The organism is Chloroflexota bacterium (assembly GCA_016219275.1).
Lineage (GTDB): Bacteria > Chloroflexota > Anaerolineae > UBA4142 > UBA4142 > JACRBM01.
This window is the reverse complement of the sequence record JACRBM010000045.1, coordinates 90,630-107,721: the sequence shown is the minus strand read 5'-3', so window position 1 is coordinate 107,721 and position 17,092 is coordinate 90,630. Positions and strand designations below refer to the sequence as shown.

Below are 17,092 nucleotides of genomic sequence, written 5' to 3'. Positions count from 1 at the left end.
GCGCCCGTCGAGCCGACCCAGGAACTGCGCGTGCCGTTGAATTTGCCGACGCCGCCGGTCGCGCCCATCGCGAGCGAACCGGTCGCGCCTATCGAGCCGACCCAGGAACTGCGCGTGCCGTTGAATTTGCCGACGCCGCCGGTCGCGCCCATCGCGAGCGAACCGGTCGCGCCTATCGAGCCGACCCAGGAACCACGCGTGCCGTTGATTTTGCCGACGCCGCCGGTCGCGCCCATCGCGAGCGAACCGGTCGCGCCTATCGAGCCGACCCAGGAACCACGCGTGCCGTTGATTTTGCCGACGACACTTAGTTCAGCCGAACCACTCGCGCCGCGCGTTCCACTCGATATGCCGGTGATTATGCCAGTGCCGCGCGAGATCAAGGAGGCAACACCTCCACCACAACCAAAACCGACAGCGCCACTATCACAAGAAACGTCATCGGTGATTGCCAAACGCGTTCACGTGGATAGTTTGCCGGGCGAGCGCATGATTGCCGGCGCGCTTCCGCGTCGTGGAATCACGCTAGTGATTCAAGACCCACAAGGTAATCAAACTAAGTTGGTCAGCGGGACCGCGCCGCAGTACGGCGACGGCGGATTCGAATACCCTGCGACGGAGGACGGTTTGTATCTCGTGACGATTGGCGGACGTGTGATCGAGGTGAACGTGCAAGGAGAGACCGCGTTCATTCACGCGGAGACAACGTTCTAAAAAGTAAAGACCCGAAGGGTTTCTAAAACCCTTCGGGTCTTGGTTTCTGTCCCCGTTTCGCAGTGTAAAGGATGATCGAACCGGCAACCGCGACATTGAGCGAGCCGATCTTACCCCACATCGGCAGGCGCACGAGCAGATCGCACTTTTCACTGACCAGCCGACCCAGCCCCGCCCCTTCGCTTCCCAGGACGAATGCGGTATCCATGTTGTAATCTACGCGATCAAACTCTTGCGCGCGCGGATCGTTCTCCACGCCGACAACCCAGACATTCGCGCGTTTGAGTTCTTCGATGGTGCGCGCGAGATTCGTCACGCGCGCGATGCGGAGATGATTCACCGCGCCGGCGGATGCCTTGACGACTGCCGGCGTCACGCCGACCGAACGGCGCTCCGCAATGATGACGCCGTGAACGCCGATGGCTTCCGCGGTTCTTAACAACGCGCCAAAATTCTGCGGGTCTTGCACCGAATCGAGCATCAACAGCAATGCCGGCTCGCCGCGTTCACGCGCGACGGCGAGCAAATCTTCGATCTCGGCGTACACGAATTCGCCCAGCCGCGCGAGCACCCCTTGGTGATTATGTGCGAGTTTGTCCAGCTCGGCGCGCGGCATTTCGCGCACGGGAATCCGCGCATTCTTCGCGAGCGTGAGCAGTTCATTGAGTGCGCCTTGCGCGTGCGTGCCGCGCGCAACGAGAATTTCTTCAACGCGGCGTTCGGCGCGCAGTGCTTCAAGAATCGCGTGACGCCCGTAAATGTACTCTGTCATCTACCACAGTCCCACGCGGCGCAACAATGCTTCGTAGAAATCACCGCGTTTACCGATCATTACGAGCAATACCTCTTGCTCTTGATCGAGAATCTCGTTAGCGATCCGATACTGGGTCGTGCGAAATTTGAAGTGATAGCTCCAAATACCATTCAACGCACCACGAAGTTGTTCCCCAGTATGTGGATTCTCTTTGAGGCATGGGGAATGGACATCACGTAGCTTGCGTTGAACCGGTCGGTCGAGACGCTTGACGTCTTTGGCAACAGCGTCAGGAATGATGAGGTTGTACATTAACCGAGACTCTTGAACAAGGTGCGCTCAGTCACGACTTGACCTTTGGCGACTTGGCGATGGACGACTGTGCGGCGTTTTTTGAGGTTCTCCTTGTCCAAGATTTGGATGAGCGATTCGTACTCCGACGGCGAAAGCCGTGCTAGGGCTTTGGCTAGTTGTTCGACTGATAATACTTTTGTCGCGGGCATTTCTTTATCTCTCCGGAACAAACAGGTGACAGATGGCTATTCGCTACGCGCCCGATTTCCACGTCGTACCTTGCGGACCATCTTCGAGCGCGATGCCGAGTTTTGCAAGTTCGTCGCGCACCTTGTCGGAGAGCGCATACTGTTTGGCAGCGCGCAAGTCCTTGCGGACGGCGATGAGCAATTCGATGAAGGGCGCGGCGGCAAGCGTGGACGATTCGCGCATCGTCAGCGTCAATCCCAGGATACCCGCGAGTTCGCGCAGAGTCGCTTGCGCGGGCGCGAGCGCGTCGGGTATCGCGTTTTCGGCGCGCGCGCGATTGATCTCGCGCACGAGTTCGTGCAGCGCGGCAATCGCTTGCGGCGAACCCAGGTCGTCGTCCATCGCGGCGATGAATTTTTCGCGCGTCTGTTGCGCGAACTGGGTCAACGCGTCTTCGCCTCCCCTGCTAGCGGGGGAGGGGTTGGGGGTGGGGGTGGGGGTGGGGGTAGAATCTTTGAGCGCGGCGCGCCAACGGTCGAGTCCGCGCGCGGTCGCGTCCACGTCATCATCGCGCCACGCGAGCGGCGTGCGATAGTGCGTCGAAAGCAAGTAAAGCCGCATCGCGTCCGGTTCGTGCCGTTCGAGCGCATCCTTGACCCACAGTGTGTTGCCAACATGGCGCGACATTTTATCCTCAGCCGATGTGTCGCCGCTCAAACGCAAGAGCGCGTTGTGCATCCAGTAACGCGCGAACGTTTTGCCGGTGTACGATTCGCTCTGCGCGATTTCGTTTTCGTGATGTGGAAAGATGACGTCGTGTCCGCCGCCGTGAATGTCAATCTGCTCGCCGTGCGTTTCGAGATTCATCGCGGAGCATTCGATGTGCCAGCCCGGACGACCCTTGCCCCAGGGACTGTCCCAGCTGGGTTCGCCCGGTTTCGATGCTTTCCACAACGCGAAATCGAGCGGGTCGTCTTTGCGCTCGTCCACCGCGATGCGCGCGCCAGCTTCCATCTCGTCGAGCCGGCGGTGCGAGAGCTTGCCGTAGTCGTCGTCTTTGCGGACACGAAAATAGACATCGCCTTCGACTTGATATGCGTACCCTTTTTCGATCAGCCCTTGCGTGATTTGGATGATCGTGCCGATGACGCCGGTCGCGCGCGGATACGCGTCGGCGCGCTCGATGTTGAGCGCGTCCATCTCGCGATAAAAGCGCGCAATGTACGTCTCGGCGAGCGCCTGAATCGTCGTCTGTTGGTTTTGTGCTTTGGCGATGATGCGGTCTTCGATGTCGGTGAAATTCTGGACGTGGCGCACTTGGTAGCCGCGATAACGCAAGTAACGTTTCAGCGTATCGAACACGATGTACGAGAACGCGTGTCCAACGTGGCAGGGATCATAAAGATTAGGACCGCAGACGTACATCGCCACGCGGTCCTGAACAAGCGGTTTGAATTCTTCTTTTTGACGCGTGAGCGTATTATAAATTTTCACGATTCTTCTCCGATGATAAAGGTCAACGCGAGAAAGGGGACATTGCGAAACAATGTCCCCGTCGTACAGACGCAGGCGAATCGGTAGAACTGGTTATGGTTCGCCAACATAGTCTTGAAACGCGTGGGCGAGTTCTTGCAAATCGCCCATGTGATCTTGAAGAATTGCATAGACCTGAGAATGATCAATCCCGGCGTACTCGTGAACGAGCAGGTTGCGAAAGCCAGCCATACCGCTCGTGCGCGCAAATAGCGCATCGGCAATGACGCCGTGTTGGCGCAACGTCGCAAAAATACTCGCGTACTCCTCCGCCGGTTCCCAGCCCGAACTTGCGATGATGTGTTGTCCGATATCAAAGAGCGATTCGATGGCTAAATGCAGATTGCGTTCCGCGATGTCCTGTTTATCAGTGTCCGAAAGAAAATCTTCCGGCGAGGTGTTCGTGCGGATGCGCTGCAATTTCCTGAGGTAGCCCTCGAGTAAACGAAGACGTTTGCGGACAACTTCAGGGCTGACCAAACGTGCCTTCCTTCAAGCGTTGGCTCATGTACGCGTTATCAATTGCGTAAAGATGCTTCACATCGAGGTATTGGCGCTGGGCGTCCACGACAAATTTCACGCGCGCTTCCGGCGACCGCTCGAACAACAAACGCCCTTTGATCGCTTCGTGCGCGAGGAGTGGCGGCGCGGTGTTGAGAATCACTACATCCACTCGGTCATCGTGGAGCAGGCGACTGATTTGAGAAATGTATTCGACGCGATAATTCAAGTACGCGTCGCGGGACACGGTAGGCGAAAGCAAGAGGGCGATGTCCACATCGCTCAACGCGTGGGCGTCGCCGCGCGCATACGAGCCGAACAGATACGCGAGCACAATGCCCGCATCCGCGGCAAAAATCGGAATCAGTTGTTCGAGTGGAGCGATTTCGATCTTGCCTTTTTTCTCGCGCATCTTATTTTTTCTCATCCGCCGGCGCGGCGAAAATCATGCGCCCCTGATTCGTCTGCAACATTCGCGTCACGACGACGTCAATCGTGTTACCAATCGAGCGCCGTCCGTTGTCTACGACGACCATCGTGCCGTCGTCGAGATACGCGACGCCTTGCCCCAACTCTTTGCCTTCTTGCACCACGCGCACGCGCATCGTTTCACCGGGCAGGACGACCGCGCGAATCGCGTTCGCCAACTCGTTGATGTTCAACACGCGCACACCTTGCAATTCGGCGACGCGGTTCAGGTTATAGTCGTTCGTGACAATCGGGCAGCGCAAATTCTTGCCGAGCCGCACGAGTTTGTCGTCTACTTCGTGCACCTCTTCGACATCCAGGTCGGTGATGCGAATCGGGACGATGGACTCTTTTTGCAATTTGTTGAGCATATCCAGTCCGCGTCGCCCGCGATTGCGGCGCAGCGGATCGGCGGAATCGGCGATGTGTTGCAACTCGGCGAGCACGAATCGCGGAATCATCATCGTGCCGTCAATAAAGCCGGTGTGCGAAATGTCCGCGATGCGTCCGTCAATAATCACGCTCGTGTCGAGCAGGACTTGGCGGTCGGTGGGCGCTGCTTTGGTCGCGCCTTCTTTGCCAAACCGTCCGCCGAGAATCGCGTAGAAATCGCGCTCGCGCGTAATCATCACCCACGCGCCGAGATAACCGAAAATGATGAGCGAGACGAACGGCAAAATCGAGCCAAGTGGATTGGGTAGGAAGGAGAGCGGAAAGGCGGTGAGTGCGGCGATGATCAAACCGATCAGCAAACCGATCGTCGCGGCGAGCAGTTGTTGCGCGGGAATTTGCCGAATGGTCCGACGCACCCATGTGTAAGGGCGAATCGTGACCCACGGCGTGATAAGCAAGCCCAGCGCCGCGCCAGCCAGGACGAGGATAATGACGTAACGGATCGTGTCAGGACCGGCGCCAAGCGAATCGCCGATGCGCCAGCCAATGATTGCAAAAACAATCATCCCCACAATGCGGAGGAGTAGTTCGATGCCCATCGTGACCTCCTCCCAGCGCCGCGCCGCAAAAAAAGAGTGCGCTTCGAGGCACACTCCACCGACCAAGAAAAAGAAAAATTACAATTGCAGAGCATTAATAACGAACCGACTGGCGTGTCTCCGAGCACAAGCGATTTATGCAGTTAGGTGGCTGGGAAAATGATTTGGTTGTTGTCAGCATCATCTTAGCACAGGAGTACCCAAATGTCAATCGCTGCGCCAAAATTTTTTCACGGTGAAGGGAACCGACCGCGTTCCGTTCCCAGATTGTTGGAGCGATCAATTGCGGTACATTAGGCGTGCCTTAAAATTTGTTCAAGTCGTCCAACTCTATGCGCCGTCCAAGAAAATCTGTGCTATAATACCAAACGTAATGAGCCAAGCCGCCAATCATCCAAATTACCAATGGCTGAAAATCGTTTGGCTCACGCTTACCCTGGCGGCGAGGGCATGTCAATAACTCGATGCAAAGCATCGAATCAAAGACATGCCATCGGCAAGTGCCAGGGTTGGCAGGTTGGATCATTGGCGCGTTTTATCTCCTCGATTGAACCACTATGAGTGATTTCGTTCATCTTCACGTTCACAGCGAGTACAGTCTGCTTGACGGACTCGCGCATCCCAAGGACATCGCCGCGCGCGCCGCCGAACTAAAACAGACCGCGCTCGCGCTGACCGATCACGGCACCATGTTCGCCGCGATTGAATTCTACGACGCGTGCAAAGCCAAGGGCATCAAGCCGATCATCGGCGTCGAAGCGTACCTCGCCAAACGTTCGCTGAAAGATCGCGATCCGAAAGAGGACCGCAGTTCATACCACTTGCTTCTTCTCGCCGAGAACAATACGGGTTATCAAAATCTGCTCAAACTCGTGTCGGCATCCGAACTCGAAGGATTTTATTATTATCCACGGATGGATCGCGATTTGTTGGCAAAGCACAGCGCGGGAATCATTTGCACGACCGGTTGCCCCTCCGCGCCGGTGCCGCGCCTGTTGCACGATGGCAAACGCGATGATGCGCGCAAAATGCTCGGCTGGCTCAACGAGGTGTTTCAAGACCGGCTCTACGTCGAGTTGCAAGAGCACGGCATCGCGGAATTTGTCGGACTGAACAAGCAACTCGTCGAACTCGCGCGCGAATTCAACTTGCCGCTCGTCGCGACGAACGACGCGCACTATCTCCGCCCCGAAGATGCGAACGCGCAAGATGTGTTGCTCTGCATTCAAACCGGCACGGTCATCACCGATCCCAAGCGCATGCGGATGGATGGCACCGACTATTACTTGAAATCGTCCGACGAAATGCGCGCGGTGTGGAGCGAAATTCCCGAAGCGATTGCGAACACGCTTCTCATCGCGGAGCGTTGCAATGTCAATCTCGATTTCACAGAGTTCCACTTGCCGATTGTGCAGGTACCCGATGGCTATAACGCGGAAACGTATTTGCGCCATATCTGCGAGCAGGGTTTCAAAAAATATTATCCACATGGAAATGCCGCCGCACGCGAACGACTCGATTACGAACTGGGCGTCATTCACAGGATGGGGTTCGACACGTACTTTTTGATCGTGTGGGATTTGATTCGCGCGGCGCGCGAGCGCAACATTTGGTTCAACGTGCGCGGGTCCGCCGCCGGTTCGATGGCGGCGTACTGCGCGGGCATTACAAACCTCGACCCGATTCAACATCGCCTTATTTTTGAACGATTCCTCAACCCAGGTCGGATCTCGATGCCGGACATTGACTTGGATTTTCAAGATGATCGCCGCGCGGAGTTGATCGAGTACACGATTCAAAAGTACGGCAAGGACAATGTCGCGCAGATCATCACGTTCGGCACACTCGGCGCTAAAGCCGCGATCCGCGATGTTGGTCGCGCGCTCGACTATCCGCTCGCCGAAGTGGACCGCGTGGCGAAACTGATTCCGACCGGACCGAACATCAAGATCGGCGACACGCTCGAAAAGGTGCCGGACTTTCGCGACGCGTACGAATCGTCCGATTACATTCGCAAGTTGATTGATAACGCGCGTCTACTCGAAGGCGTAGCGCGCAACGCGGGTACGCACGCGGCAGGCGTCGTCGTCGCGGACAAACCGATTGTCGAGTACGCGCCGCTGCATCGTCCGACCAAGGGCGAGAACACCGGCGGTTTTCCAGTCGTCGAATTCGAGATGAACTGGCTCGAACGCGTCGGCTTGCTCAAGATGGATTACCTGGGTCTCGCGACGCTGACGATTATGCGCCGCGCGTGCGATCTCATCCAAGCGCGCCACGGCATCGCGCTCGATCTGGGCAACATCCCGGTCGAAGACCTGAAGGCGTTCGACCTGCTCGCGCGCGGCGATGTGACCGGCGTGTTTCAGGTGGAAGGCGCGGGGTTGCGCAAGGTGCTTCAGCAGATGAAGCCGACCAAGTTCGATCACATCGTCGCGGCAATTTCCCTCTATCGCCCCGGTCCACTCGAATACATTCCAAATTACATCGCGCGCTTGCACGGCACGGAAAAGATCGAGTATCGCCATCCCATGCTCGAACCGATCCTCGCCGACACCTTTGGCATCATGATCTACCAAGAGCAGATCATCGAAATCGCGGTGAAACTCGCCGGCTACTCCGCGTCCGAAGGGGATGTCCTGCGTAAAGCGGTCGGCAAAAAAGACAAAGAGAAATTATTGAAAGAGCGCGATAAATTTGTCGCGCACGCGGAAGAGCACGGCGTCATCACCAAAGAAATCGCCGGGCAGATTTTCGACGACGTTGAATTTTTTGCGCGTTATGGATTTAACAAATCGCACGCGGCTGATTATGCGGTGATGACGTGCCAGACCGCGTACCTCAAAGCGCACTATCCCATCGAATACATGACCGCGTTGTTCATCACCAAGACCGGCAACATGGATGACATCGCGCAACTCGTGAGTGAATCGCGGCGTATGGGTTACGAAATTCATCCGCCCGATGTGAACACGAGCGACGTGCAATTCACGATTGCCGCGAATAACAAGGGCATTCATTTTGCGTTGAGCGCGATCAAGAATGTCGGTGTGGGCGCGGTACAAGTCATTGTCGACGCGCGCAAAAAAACTGGTCCGTTCAAATCGCTCGACGATTTTTGTCGCCGCGTAGATTTGCGTCTGGTCAATCGCCGCGTGCTCGAGTCGCTTATCAAAGCCGGCGCGCTGGATCGGTTCGGTCGTCGTTCGCAGTTGCTCAAGGTGTTGGATCGCATGATGGCGGCGAGCCAGAGTGCACATAGCGCGAGTGATCGCGGACAATTGTCCTTGTTCGGCGCGGCGAGTCCAACGAGCAACACGTTGGGTTGGGGCGCGACGGCTGACACATTTGGCACGTTGCCGGACGAACCGGAAATTCCGAATCGCGATAAACTCGCGACCGAAAAAGAATTGACCGGCGCGTACTTTTCCGACAATCCGTTGATGCGTCTGTCCAAACTCGCGACGAAAGACATTACGCATTTCGTCACTCAGTTGGACGAATCGTCTCAGGGTAAGACGGTTGCGTTTGCGGGGATGGTCACGAACACGCGCGTCATTCAAACGAAAAAAGGCGACACGATGGTGTTCGTCAGCATGGAAGACCCGACGGGCGACATCGAGTTGACCGTGTTTCCGAAAACGTACGCGAAAACGCGCGAGTTGTGGCGCGTTGAAATGATTCTGCTTGTCTCCGGCAAAGTCGAGTTTCGCGAGGGCAAGGTGCAACTGCTCGTGGACTCGGCGCGCGAGTATGAAATTCCGACGACGGACGACCGACCGCCGACCGCCGAAGCGACGACATCGAATAACACTCCAGCGCCGACGATCCAATTCGCAATGCCTGACAGCCACGAAGCCGCCATCGCAGACGTGGCGGTGATAGTCGAGGACAGTGTCGCGACGGTTTCGTCAGACGCTGCGCCGCCGATGCCGGAAGAACCGCCATTCGAATTCGACGCGTTGCCCGCGCCGCCGGCGAAACCGTCTGCGCCGCCGCCAATGCCGGATGTGCCGATCATACCGGACACGCCGCCCGAACCGCGCGCGAGAAGTAATGGCGGAAACGGCAACGCCATCAATGGTCACGTGACCACGCGCGCGGTGAGAGAACCTGGGTCGTCATATGGCTCGCCGCGCCACGTGCGAATCACGCTCGACCGCACGAACGATTACGACGAGGACATGCGCCGCATGCGCGAAGTGTTTCGCGTGTTGACGAGTGCGACCGGGCGCGATCGCTTTACGTTTTTTGTCGCGCATCAACACGGTACTGTGCAGTTGGACTTTCCCAACTTCACGACGCACTATGGCTTGGTGCAAGACATGCTGAACGAAATGGTCGGCGAGTGGGGATCGTTGGATGTGCAGTAGACTGAAGCCAGGAGTCGGAATTCAGAATTCAGAAGGTCGCGTGAGAAAAGCGACCTTTTGTTTTTCGGGGCGCATTGTGTATAATGCAAGGCGCAAATTCACCAACGGGAAGTGGCATGTTTAATTTTCTGAAACGCAAAGAACAAGTCAAAGAGAGTCTTACCAAAACGCGGCAATCGTTCTTTTCGAAACTGACCTCGCTCGTCGTCAAGAACGAAGTGACCGAGGAATACTGGACCGCGCTCGAAGAAATACTCATCGGCGCAGATGTGGGCGTGGACACGACCGTCGCGCTCGTGGACAAGTTGCGCGTGCGCGCAGAGAAAGAAGGTGCGCGCACAACGGATCGCGTTCAAGCGATGCTTAAGGAAGAACTGATCGCGATTCTCAAAATCCAAAATTCGGAATTCAAAATTCAAAATTCGATTCCGCAGGTTGTGCTTGTGGTCGGGGTCAATGGTTCGGGTAAGACGACGAGCATCGGTAAACTGACGAACTATCTCAAAGCGCAAAATAAAAAAGTGATTCTCGCGGCGGCGGATACGTTTCGTGCCGCGGCGATTGACCAACTAAAAATCTGGGGCGAGCGGAATGGCGTGGATGTCGTCGCGCATCAACCGGATTCCGACCCAGGCGCCGTCGCGTACGATGCATGGCAAGCCGCGAACGCACGGCACGCGGACTATCTCGTCGTAGACACGGCGGGACGTTTGCAGACCAAGTTCAACTTGATGAAGGAACTCGAAAAAATCGCGCGCGTTCTGCAAAAGAACGATCCGACCGCGCCGCACGAAACCTTGCTCGTGCTCGATGCAGTGACCGGGCAGAATGGTTTGCAGCAAGCGCGCGAATTCAAAAAAGCGACGCCGCTCACGGGCTTGATTCTGACGAAACTTGATGGCACCGCCAAGGGCGGCATCGTGTTTGCGATTGTCAAGGAATTGCAAGTGCCGATCAAGTTTATCGGCACTGGTGAAGCGATTGACGATTTCGCCGAGTTCGACGCGCAAGATTTTGTAGATGGATTGTTTGAGTGACCCCTCCCCAGCCCTCCCCTTATCAAGGGGAGGGAGTCAGCTCTGCTACACTTCCTCCCTTGGCAAGAGGAAGGAACGGGTATTGCCACATTCCCTCCCCTTATCAAGGGGAGGGAGAAAGTAGCCCTATGTGCCTCCCCCTGCAAGAGGGAGGGAAAGGGCATCGCCACATTCCCTCCCCTTAACAAGGGGAGGGTAGGGTGGGGTTTGTGGATGCTGAATGACCAAGGTTTACAACCGCGCGACCGAAAAAGAATTACGACAACAATTGCGCCGCAATATGCCCAAAGCAGAAATTGTTTTGTGGTCGCGCTTGCGTAATCGCCAGGTTCTTGGTTATAAATTCCGACGTCAGTTTAGTGTTGGCGCTTACGCGATTGATTTCTATTGCCCCGAACTCAAGTTGGCAATCGAAGTAGATGGCGATAGCCATTTCAATCCGAATGCAATGGAGAACGATCGAGTTCGTCTATCTTTCATTGAATCATTTGGGATTTGTTTTGTCAGGGTCACGAACAATCAGATTTATCATAGCATTGACGATGTGATGGAATATATCACGCAGATAATCATGCAGAAGACAACCCCACCCCGACCCTCCCCTTGTCAAGGGGAGGGGGAATTCTCTCCAAGTTAGGGTGGAGTTTTTGAAGGGAGCGTTACGTTGGAAGATTTGAAAGCTAAACTCACCGAACTGAACACGCGCATCAGCACACTCTTGGAGCGTCTTTGACATTGCAGGAAAAGAAAAACGCGCTGCCGAGTTGGAAGAGAAAGCCGCGCAGCCGGATTTTTGGAACGATAACGTCGCCGCGCAAACGCAGATGCGCGATCTCACCGCGCTGAAAGCAGAGACGACGACGTGGCGCGAACTCGAAGCGAAAACGCGCGACGCGCTCGGCTTGATCGAACTTGCCATCGAAGAGGATCAGCCGGAAATGGGTGACGAAGTTGCGCGCGAAGTGCCGGAGATCGAAAGCAAACTTGCCGCGCTCGAATTTGAGATGCTCTTTTCCGGCGACTATGATCGCAACGGCGCGATCCTTTCGATTCACGCCGGTGCGGGCGGCACCGAATCCCAGGATTGGGCTTCGATGTTGATGCGGATGTACCTGCGCTATGCGGAGACGCGCAATTACAAAACGGATATTTACGAAGAGACCGATGGCGAAGAAGCGGGCATCAAATCGGTAGACATTCACATCGAGGGGCAGTACGCGTACGGACGATTGAAAGCCGAGCGCGGCGTGCATCGCCTCGTGCGGCTGTCGCCGTTCGACGCGAATCATCGGCGGCACACGTCGTTCGCGCTCGTCGAAGTGACGCCGGAGATCGAGGATGCGACGGAAATCGAGGTCAAGCCGGAGGAGGTCAAGATTGATATTTATCACGCGTCGGGACACGGCGGACAGAATGTGCAAAAAGTTTCGACGGCGGTGCGGCTCACGCACATTCCGACCGGCATCATCGTGACGTGTCAGAACGAACGCTCGCAGTTGCAGAACAAGGAGAATGCGTTCAAGGTTCTGCGTTCGCGCTTGGTCGAACTCGAAATCGAAAAGCGCGAACAGGAAAAAGCGCGACTCAAAGGACAACACGTCGAGGCGGGTTGGGGCAATCAGATTCGTTCGTACGTGTTGCATCCGTACCAAATGGTCAAGGATCATCGCACCGAGTACGAGACCTCGCGCACCGACCTGGTTCTCGACGGCGATCTCGACGCGTTCATCGAAGCGTACTTGAAAAGCCAAGTGGGACAGTAGGCAGTGTGAACAGTGAACAGGAGGTCAAAATGACGCCAAAGGAATTGGAAGCGATGATTGAACGAGCTGACCAAGCCGGTGTGCGGTTAGAAATTGTTGGCGGCATGCCGGTGTGGGAAGCGTTTCCAGCGATAAAGCATCAGGAAGCGGTTGATCGTATTCGCAGTACAATCCAGTCTAGTCCGCTTGCAGGTTCTGGGTGTGGTTGTTTTCATTACGCGGATATTTACATTCAGTTTCCTGATGGTTCACTAAAGCGTCCAGACATTTCAATTTTTTTTCGTCGCCCTGATGAAACAGAACATGCTGTCACGCTTATTCCCGAAGCCGTGATCGAAGTCATTAGCAAAGGGTACGAGGCGAAGGATATGGAACTCGCGCCGTACTTGTATCTCGCGCAAGGGGTGAAAGATGTGGTCATATTTGACCCGTTTACGCTGTTCGTGCTCCATGCACGGCGCGATGGAAGGAAAAATTTCACATCGCCGATAAAGATTCAGTTCGAGTGTGGATGTCAGTGCGAGGTGTAAACACCGGGACCGTCCAAGTTTTTGAAAACCTGGACGGTTTTTCATTTCACGGTGAATTTGCCTGGTTCGATAGTTTCGCGCGGGATGTAATTTTCGTCGAGCAACAATGCGTCAATGCCTTGTTCGGCTTGGTACATCAAAACCTGAATCGAGTACTCACCCGGCGAGATGTCGCTTGGTAATGTGAACGTGTACGCATCGGACACGGCGACATTCGGTCTCCACAAAAAAGTCCTCCCCGCCGGTTCGCGGTCTTGTTGCGCGATTTTATTACCGTGCGCATCCACGACGCGCACCGACGCGCTATAGTACGCGTCAATTTTGTTGAGCGGCAACCAGGTCAGCTTGAGCGCGAGTGAATCGCCCGGTGCGTACTGCGATTTCAGTGCCGAGGTCAACGCCACACGCGCCGGGATAATGACTTGATGTGCTGGCTCGCCACTTTCCACCGAGACGTTCCCCGATAAATCCCAGGGTCCAAATCCATCGCCAAATACCTGCAAGCGCAGTTGATAATTGCCCGGTTGCGCGGGCGCATTCACGCGAATCGGAATGACGGACACGCTTGAAGTGACCACGGGTATCGTGGCGTTCACTTGCTCGCGTGTGCCGTTGCTCCAATTCGCAAACATCCGCAGTTGCGCGGTGGGCTTGACCGCAAAAATTTGATTGCCCCGATTTCGCACGATGAGATAAACCAAATACGATTGATTCGGCGCGGCGGGATGGGGCAAATACAATTGTGGCGACAAGGATTTGACTTGCGGTAAACTCACGCCGCGGTAAATCAAATCGTCGCCCAGTTGTTTTTCCAGTTGAACGCCAATCGAGCGATTAATCGCTTCGAGTCGCGTGTTCCAGTCGGGCATTTGCTTAGTGTGGACGACGACAAATTGCGTGCCCAAGACATGTAGCAGAGCAAGCGAGCGTTCATTCGGAAACGCTTGCATCTCGTATGCAATCTCGCCGCGTTTGCCGGGATTGAATCCGCTGTAACCATCGGGCGTATTCTGCCAGTGGTACGTCGAAAGATATTGCGTCGTCAGATCGAGCGGCTTGGTTGGATCGCTTGCAATCATCGGCAATTCGAGAATCACACCTGGTGGTTGCTGGCGTAGCCAACGCACGTACTCGGGTATCTCATTCCACACCGGCACGGGCGTGATTTGCGCGGCGGGGAGCGCGAGGTATTCGAGGGCGATCAAGAAAAGCGTTATTGGTAATTGGTAATTGATGAAACGCGCTAAGCGTGTGTGAGGCGTGATGCGTGAAAAGCCAAATCCGGTCAGGATGGCGAGCGCGAACATGACGAGCACGTCAAACCGCACCGGCCCACGCAGCGCACGCATTAGGGGAAACGCGTCGTAGAGCCAGCGGTACGGAAGCGTGAGGTCAGTCGCGTTGTTCGGTGCGAGGAAAAGACGCGGACCGAGCGAAAATAAAATGCCAAAAATTAATAGTATAAAGTAAAACCAACGTTCACGATTCTTTGTCGCAGCGATGCCAATAATTGCGAGGACAACCGCGAGGATGCCGGGAAAGAGATTGTCGAGTGGATAGCCGCCGTTCATAATCGGCGGGCGCGGCGCGAGCAAGTTGCCGTACAGAAAATTTTGCGGCGACACTTCGGTGTACAGTTTCAAACTCGCGCTGAACGGCTCGCTCTCAGTTACCTTGCGCTCGAATCCCATCTCGCGTTGAACCTGCAAGTACGGGATGAAGAATGGGACGATGAGGATGGCGATGAGGATGGCTGAAACAAGTAAACGAGTGAAAAGTAAACGGTAAACAGTGAATAGTTGGATTTGAACCGAATTGCGAATTGCGTATAGTGTGATAAACAACCAGATGAAATACAGCGCGACTGCGAATCCGGCGAGGAACGCGTAATAAAAAGACGAGAGGGCTTGCAGAGAAAAGAAAAGCGCGAAGAGAAAACAAATTCGTAGTTCGTAATTCGTAATTCGTAATTTGAATTTTGAATTTTGAATTTTGAATTCAGAATTTAGAATTCTTCGCAGCCACAGCATCGCCAACGGCAGCCAGCCAAACGACAGCAACTGCACCTGCGCGAGATTGCCGAGATTGTACGGATTGAACGCGAAAATTGTACCGGCGACAATACCTGCGCCGCGCGAGCGCGTGAGATCGAACACGAATAGGTACATCGCGTACGCGGCGAGGAAGAACGACGCGAGCAAAGCCAGGTTGTAACCCAGGACGGTGTTGTCGAACGCGAGGTTGAAGGGAAGCGCGAACAGTCCTTGCGGCAACATCGTTTCGGAGTAGGCGAGTGTGTTGGGGTACGGGTAAAAGATATTCGCGTTGAACAGGTTGAGCGGATCGGTGATAAGCGCGTGCCCCACCCACGCGACAATCCACGTGTTGAGCAACGCGTCTTGCTTGTCCTCGACCGCGTTCGCGATGTGCAGGACGAGCGGATTCGTCATCACGCATGTCAGCGCGGTAAAGAGGATGAGCGCGAGACCGTCTCTTGATAAAATCGAACTTGAATGTAGAGGAGCAAGGGAGCGGGGGAGCGGGGGGGCGCTGTTTTTCCCTCGCTCCGCTGCTCCTCTGCTCCCTGGCTCTGATGTTCGTCCCATCAACTCAGCAATCCCTTGCGCCAATCGCGCGCGTCCCATTTCGCTTTCAACTGTTTTTTGAATTCAGCCGTCCACGCGGGGTCGCGCATTTTTTCGTGGAGCAGGGGCCAAACCGTTTCGCTGTCCGCGTCAATCGTGCCGAGAATTTCTTGAACGTAGCGGTCCACTTCGATGCGCGCGGATTTGATCGTCGGAATATCGAGTTCTTCAAGAATCGAGTCGAGGTTCACAGTATAGAACGGCATACGTTCCTCCTTCGTTTGCGGACAATTATAACGCACTTGCCCGCGTTCGCAAAAAAGTGTCTACTCAGCTCATCCTTGCGAAGATTGCCAATCACTTCTCCTTCGCAAGGTTGAGCTGTCGCAAAAAAAGAGCGATTCCGGTAAAAGCCGGAATCGCTCTCTGGCGGGATGAGGCGTCTTTCATCCCTTGACGTACTTGTTGAAAAAGGCAATCGAACGCTGGATCGCTTGCGAAAAATTCACCGAGATGTTGTGGTTGTCGCCCTTGTAACTATAGAACTCGACCGGCTTGCCCGCCGCTTTGACCTGGCTAAATAATTTTTCGGAAAATGCAAACGGCACACTCGTGTCGGCGGTGCCGTGGTGCAATTGAAGCGGTCCCGACAAATCGCCGAGGAACGCATTCGGCGAGATCGAATCCCAGAATTGCGGATTTTGGTCCGGGCTTCCGTACTGATATACCAGGTCTTGTCGCCAACGTCGCGCAAAGGTTGGAAATGCCGGCGTCGGCGCGGGAGTCCCCCCGCGATTCCAATTGTTCAGCAAATCGGGGTACGACGCGACGACGCCCGCCCAAATCACGCCGGCTTTGATCTCTTTGCTCGTAACCATCGCGCGCAGTGTGATGCTCCCGCCCATCGAGTGTCCCCACATGCCGATGCGATTCGGATCCGCGTCCTTGTATTTCTTGACGGATGCTAACGCATTGAGCACGTCAATCGTGTAGTCAGGCGAACCGTACCCGCCGCTCGCGATGCCATCCGATTCGCCGTGCCCGCGATAATCGGGACGAAACACGATGTAGCCATTGCGCGCGAATCCATCCACGTACGCGACGTAACGCTCGGTCGTTTTGTACTGCGACGGTGGAATGTAACCGTGGTTGAACACAATTGCCGGAAATCCCGTTTTCGGTTTCGTTCCGTCCGGGATCGTCATCAATGCGAAAATCTTCAAGCCATCGGATTGGTACGACACGAGGTACCGTTTATAGTTTGTGCCCGACGCTAACGTTTCCTCGATGACGATATCGCTTCCCGGATACTCGCGCGCGCGCATGAGTGTGACGGTAAGCGGATGTGGTGTTGGTGTT

At 55.4% G+C, this 17,092-nt stretch carries 16 protein-coding genes; 6 read left to right on the top strand and 10 right to left on the bottom strand.

Annotated features, from left to right (window positions below; all coding sequences use genetic code 11):
• The coding region (locus tag HY868_12140; protein ID MBI5302878.1) for a hypothetical protein at positions 1-714 on the top strand (714 nt) is incomplete at its 5' end.
• 22 nt (positions 715-736) lie between these two features.
• Here the strand turns inward: HY868_12140 and rlmB are convergent.
• From rlmB to HY868_12105, 7 genes are all read right to left on the bottom strand, one after another.
• A complete protein-coding gene (gene rlmB / locus HY868_12135; GenBank protein MBI5302877.1) occupies positions 737-1,486 on the bottom strand; it encodes a 23S rRNA (guanosine(2251)-2'-O)-methyltransferase RlmB in 750 nt (249 codons plus the stop codon).
• Entirely contained in the window at positions 1,487-1,780 is a 294-nt protein-coding gene (locus HY868_12130; GenBank protein ID MBI5302876.1) for a type II toxin-antitoxin system RelE/ParE family toxin, read from the bottom strand.
• Positions 1,780-1,971, bottom strand: a complete 192-nt coding sequence (locus HY868_12125; GenBank protein ID MBI5302875.1) for a hypothetical protein — start codon at positions 1,969-1,971, stop codon at positions 1,780-1,782. Before HY868_12125 ends, HY868_12130 begins: the two co-directional genes overlap by 1 nt.
• A 43-nt stretch (positions 1,972-2,014) precedes the next feature.
• Positions 2,015-3,448, bottom strand: coding sequence for a cysteine--tRNA ligase (locus tag HY868_12120; protein MBI5302874.1), 1,434 nt, complete (start codon positions 3,446-3,448; stop codon positions 2,015-2,017).
• 90 nt (positions 3,449-3,538) lie between these two features.
• A complete protein-coding gene (locus tag HY868_12115; GenBank protein ID MBI5302873.1) occupies positions 3,539-3,964 on the bottom strand; it encodes a DUF86 domain-containing protein in 426 nt (141 codons plus the stop codon).
• A complete protein-coding gene (locus HY868_12110; protein ID MBI5302872.1) occupies positions 3,951-4,397 on the bottom strand; it encodes a nucleotidyltransferase domain-containing protein in 447 nt (148 codons plus the stop codon). Before HY868_12110 ends, HY868_12115 begins: the two co-directional genes overlap by 14 nt.
• Before the next feature lies 1 nt (position 4,398).
• Positions 4,399-5,445, bottom strand: a complete 1,047-nt coding sequence (locus HY868_12105; GenBank protein MBI5302871.1) for a TRAM domain-containing protein — start codon at positions 5,443-5,445, stop codon at positions 4,399-4,401.
• Positions 5,446-6,002: 557 nt separating this feature from the next.
• Between HY868_12105 and HY868_12100 the strand changes: the two genes are divergently transcribed.
• The 5 genes from HY868_12100 to HY868_12080 all read left to right on the top strand — a co-directional run bounded on the left by HY868_12100 (position 6,003) and on the right by HY868_12080 (position 13,148).
• On the top strand, positions 6,003-9,818 hold the full coding sequence (locus tag HY868_12100) for a DNA polymerase III subunit alpha (protein MBI5302870.1): 3,816 nt from the start codon (positions 6,003-6,005) through the stop codon (positions 9,816-9,818).
• A gap of 116 nt (positions 9,819-9,934) precedes the next feature.
• Entirely contained in the window at positions 9,935-10,855 is a 921-nt protein-coding gene (ftsY, locus tag HY868_12095) for a signal recognition particle-docking protein FtsY (protein ID MBI5302869.1), read from the top strand.
• Between the two features lie 220 nt (positions 10,856-11,075).
• A complete protein-coding gene (locus tag HY868_12090) occupies positions 11,076-11,492 on the top strand; it encodes an endonuclease domain-containing protein (protein MBI5302868.1) in 417 nt (138 codons plus the stop codon).
• A 27-nt stretch (positions 11,493-11,519) separates the two neighbouring features.
• Positions 11,520-12,618, top strand: a protein-coding gene (gene prfB / locus HY868_12085) for a peptide chain release factor 2 (protein ID MBI5302867.1) whose coding sequence is annotated in 2 segments (ribosomal slippage) — positions 11,520-11,585 and positions 11,587-12,618 — 1,098 coding nt in all. Because the reading frame shifts where the segments join, the coding sequence is not laid out codon by codon here.
• A gap of 29 nt (positions 12,619-12,647) precedes the next feature.
• On the top strand, positions 12,648-13,148 hold the full coding sequence (locus tag HY868_12080; GenBank protein MBI5302866.1) for a Uma2 family endonuclease: 501 nt from the start codon (positions 12,648-12,650) through the stop codon (positions 13,146-13,148).
• Positions 13,149-13,189: 41 nt separating this feature from the next.
• Here HY868_12080 and HY868_12075 read toward each other — a convergent pair whose 3' ends face one another.
• The 3 genes from HY868_12075 to HY868_12065 form a co-directional block, all read right to left on the bottom strand.
• A complete protein-coding gene (locus tag HY868_12075; GenBank protein ID MBI5302865.1) occupies positions 13,190-15,598 on the bottom strand; it encodes a hypothetical protein in 2,409 nt (802 codons plus the stop codon).
• A gap of 155 nt (positions 15,599-15,753) precedes the next feature.
• Complete coding sequence (locus HY868_12070) at positions 15,754-15,999, bottom strand: hypothetical protein (GenBank protein ID MBI5302864.1); 246 nt, start codon at positions 15,997-15,999, stop codon at positions 15,754-15,756.
• 180 nt (positions 16,000-16,179) lie between these two features.
• Positions 16,180-17,058, bottom strand: coding sequence for an alpha/beta fold hydrolase (locus HY868_12065; protein ID MBI5302863.1), 879 nt, complete (start codon positions 17,056-17,058; stop codon positions 16,180-16,182).
• Between the last annotated feature and the right edge of the window lie 34 nt (positions 17,059-17,092).